Origin of the sequence: Frisingicoccus sp. (assembly GCA_016298055.1) — a bacterium.
Taxonomy (GTDB): domain Bacteria; phylum Bacillota; class Clostridia; order Lachnospirales; family Lachnospiraceae; genus Frisingicoccus.
Genome location: JAEDDO010000207.1, coordinates 1 through 3,033 on the forward strand (window position 1 = coordinate 1; position 3,033 = coordinate 3,033).

The 3,033-nt window shown below is 39.0% G+C and carries 5 protein-coding genes; 1 reads left to right on the forward strand and 4 read right to left on the reverse strand.

Annotation, left to right across the window (positions count from 1 at the left end):
- On the forward strand, positions 1-297 hold a 297-nt coding region (locus QZZ35_RS10580; RefSeq protein WP_291237371.1), incomplete at its 5' end, for a DUF6179 domain-containing protein.
- On the opposite strand, the gene QZZ35_RS10585 is transcribed toward QZZ35_RS10580, so the two are convergent.
- The 4 genes from QZZ35_RS10585 to QZZ35_RS10600 all read right to left on the reverse strand — a co-directional run bounded on the left by QZZ35_RS10585 (position 282) and on the right by QZZ35_RS10600 (position 2,791).
- Positions 282-1,004, reverse strand: a complete 723-nt coding sequence (locus QZZ35_RS10585; protein ID WP_291237372.1) for a LytR/AlgR family response regulator transcription factor — start codon at positions 1,002-1,004, stop codon at positions 282-284. The genes QZZ35_RS10580 and QZZ35_RS10585 overlap by 16 nt on opposite strands.
- A gap of 48 nt (positions 1,005-1,052) precedes the next feature.
- On the reverse strand, positions 1,053-1,646 hold the full coding sequence (locus tag QZZ35_RS10590) for a TetR/AcrR family transcriptional regulator (RefSeq protein ID WP_291237373.1): 594 nt from the start codon (positions 1,644-1,646) through the stop codon (positions 1,053-1,055).
- Between the two features lie 77 nt (positions 1,647-1,723).
- The gene (locus QZZ35_RS10595) at positions 1,724-2,482 is read right to left on the reverse strand and encodes a GH25 family lysozyme (protein WP_291237374.1); all 759 of its coding nucleotides are present in this window, start codon (positions 2,480-2,482) and stop codon (positions 1,724-1,726) included.
- A gap of 15 nt (positions 2,483-2,497) precedes the next feature.
- Positions 2,498-2,791, reverse strand: coding sequence for a phage holin family protein (locus QZZ35_RS10600; protein WP_291237375.1), 294 nt, complete (start codon positions 2,789-2,791; stop codon positions 2,498-2,500).
- Between the last annotated feature and the right edge of the window lie 242 nt (positions 2,792-3,033).

The window sequence follows — 3,033 nt, forward strand, 5'->3', positions numbered from 1 at the left end:
GTTGAAAAAGCATTACCCGGCTTTTTTCTATATTATGATGTAAAATTTGCACCAACAGATCATATCATAACTATGGACTATCCGGTATTTAAAATGGATATGAATCTTCAGGGAATCGACAGGATTCGTCAATATATTGACCTTATCTGGGAAGAACAATGTTATTTATTACAATTTTCCAGAAGTGATATCATCAATATATTGCGCTCCTTCCATCCCCGTTACGAAAAAGAATATTTTAATATTAAAGAAATTGTTGCCAAACATCCTTTGCAATTCCATCAACGGAATCTATAACTCATATACTCCTCAAACACTTGCGAATACCGGCTTTTTGATACAGGAAGAATCTCCTGATTTCTCACAATAATATCTGTTCTCGTAAGTCTATCAATAAACCGGACATTTACAGCCACAGACTCATGGCACTGCACAAAATCCCCTCCGGCATGATTCTGATTCAAATATTCCGTAAAGCCGATGCGAAGTGTACTGGTAGAAATTATTTCACCGGATAACAGATGATAACTCACCACATGATTCCGATAATCCATATACATAATATCGTTCAGATGCAATGTACGATATCCGCCTTTCACTTTAAGCGTGACTGTTTTTTCCTCCTCAAGGTGGATATGTTTCATGGCCAGGGACAATGTCGCAAACAGCTTTTCTTTTTTTACCGGCTTTAAGATATAATTAATCGGATTTACATCGAAAGACTCCAATGCAAAGGATCTCTCAGATGTGACAAAAATAATCTGTGCTTCCGGCTGATTCCATCGAAGTTCCCTTGCCGCCTGTATTCCATTAATCATAGGCATCACAATATCCAGAATATAAATATGAGGACAAAATTTTTCACACTCGTAAATCAGAGTATCCGGATGCGAGAACACTTTTATCTCAGCCTGCTGTAACCTTTCCTCGCAAAAATGCTGTACGTGTGTATACACAACCTCTCTGTCTTCTTCTCTGTCATCACAGATAGCAATCTTCAGCAAAGCAATCCCCCTCTCCACTGTTACATAAATTTTATATTTGAAATACAATCAGTTTCCATACACCTTTGCAAAATGTTCAAAATGCTTTTTAATTTTTTCAGTGACTTCCGCTTCCCTCTCCGGCTGTCTGTCATAGGTGTGAATCAACAGCGATACCGGAGCCACGAATTCCAAAGCCATGGTTTCTGCATCATCCATTTTCAGTATTTTCTTCTTCATCATAGCTTCAAAAATTTTCTGAAACATTCCCTGAAGACCATCCATATGATGTTTTGACGTCAGTTCTGCAATCCGCGGATTGCGAAACTGTTCTATCACTAAAATTCTTCTTATCTTTTGAAGCATCTCATCATGCATTGTAAAACGAATTCTCTCCATTGAAAAAGTTAAAAGTTCTTCCATAGATTCAGGAATCCCACCAAGATGATTTTCTGAACCAAAGTTTAATTCATAATAGGCTCCAACTTTCTCAATGAGAGAATTCAATATATCTTCTTTTCCCTTAAAATGTCTATATAGAGAAGGCCCTTTAATTCCGGCTCTTTCCCCAATCAAATCCACACCAACTCCATCATAGCCTTTCTCTGAAAATAATGTTAATGCTGCATCTAATATTTTATCTCTTGTTGATGCTTTACTCATAGTCTCTATCCTCCGCTTATGCTAACGACCGTTTTCTTTATTGTAACCAAGTATTCATTTTACGTCAAGCATATATTTCAATCAAAGCTGTTTTTTTCCATAAGCTCATTTACTTTTCTCTGCACAACTTCGTACCTGGAACCCAATGCCCTTCTTCTTTCCTCTCCGTTTCCATAGTCTCCACGTATAACATCCATGGCCGTCTCTAATATCCATGCTTCATCCGTGTCGGATAAATGGCTATCGGTCTGCCATCCCCTGCGAATCTCATCAGGCAGATTCCGATAACATATATTCATATCACAATTACCGGAAATCCCCGCCACCCTTCCTTTGTTCGTGTATTGCCACATATCTGCGTAGGTATCTAAAGTATCATTATACTGAGCTGCCCACCGGGTAAAACGATCCAAACGATTTCCAATAACACTGCGAAACCAGTCAAGATTCGCATAAATGCCAAACCAATATCCCGATTCCTCAATCTTTTCTCCCATCTCAATAAACCATTCCGGACGAAATACCTGCCGCATCGGCTCATACTCAAGATCAATATAAACCGGATACGCCAATTTTCTTCCCCGAATGAGTCTTAAAATATGATTTGTTTCCGACGCAGCCTGGCTCCGACTCATCGCATAGGAATAAAGATAGGCACCATAGGGAATACCCAGGCGTTCACATTCAGAGGCATTGCGTTCCCACCATGCATCATCCTGATTCGGGATGTCATCACCATATCCGCATCGGATGATCACACCATCAACATTTTTCCTGACTGCTTCAAAATCCACCTTGCCCTGAGCATAACTGATATCAATTACTTTTAATGCCATCATTCTACCTCCACCTCAATTTTCTTTATTCAGCTGCTTGATGATCTGATTTACGTAAGTGCTAAGGCCGGCAACAAGAATACCCTGTACAACAGCTACAAACACTGCCATGGCAATATCCTGTAAATTTTTCAGCGGAAGTGTTGCGACTACCCACACAGATGCAAAAGCAATACCTATCGCCCCCAGAATCAATGGAATATATTTATCTTTTATTCTTTCTGATTTTTTCAGTTCTCCGCCAATGAAATATAAAACGATAGCCACAACAAGAAGTTCCGGTTTCACATAATGAACAATCTCTTCCATTTTTACTTTCCATGATCACAATCTTACTTATTATATGCCTTTCATTTCTGTTGTGTGCCTCTTGTCACCCTGTCCTTCTGTCATCCCCAAAAATCAAAAAGAAGAATTTTGTAAATTTTTCAAAAAATTCCTTGCATTTTATCACAAGGTATGATATTATAACTTTGCTGTTAAGAGCAGCACTTGAAAAACGCAGTTGTGGCGGAATTGGCATACGCGCTAGACTAAGGATCTAGTCCGGG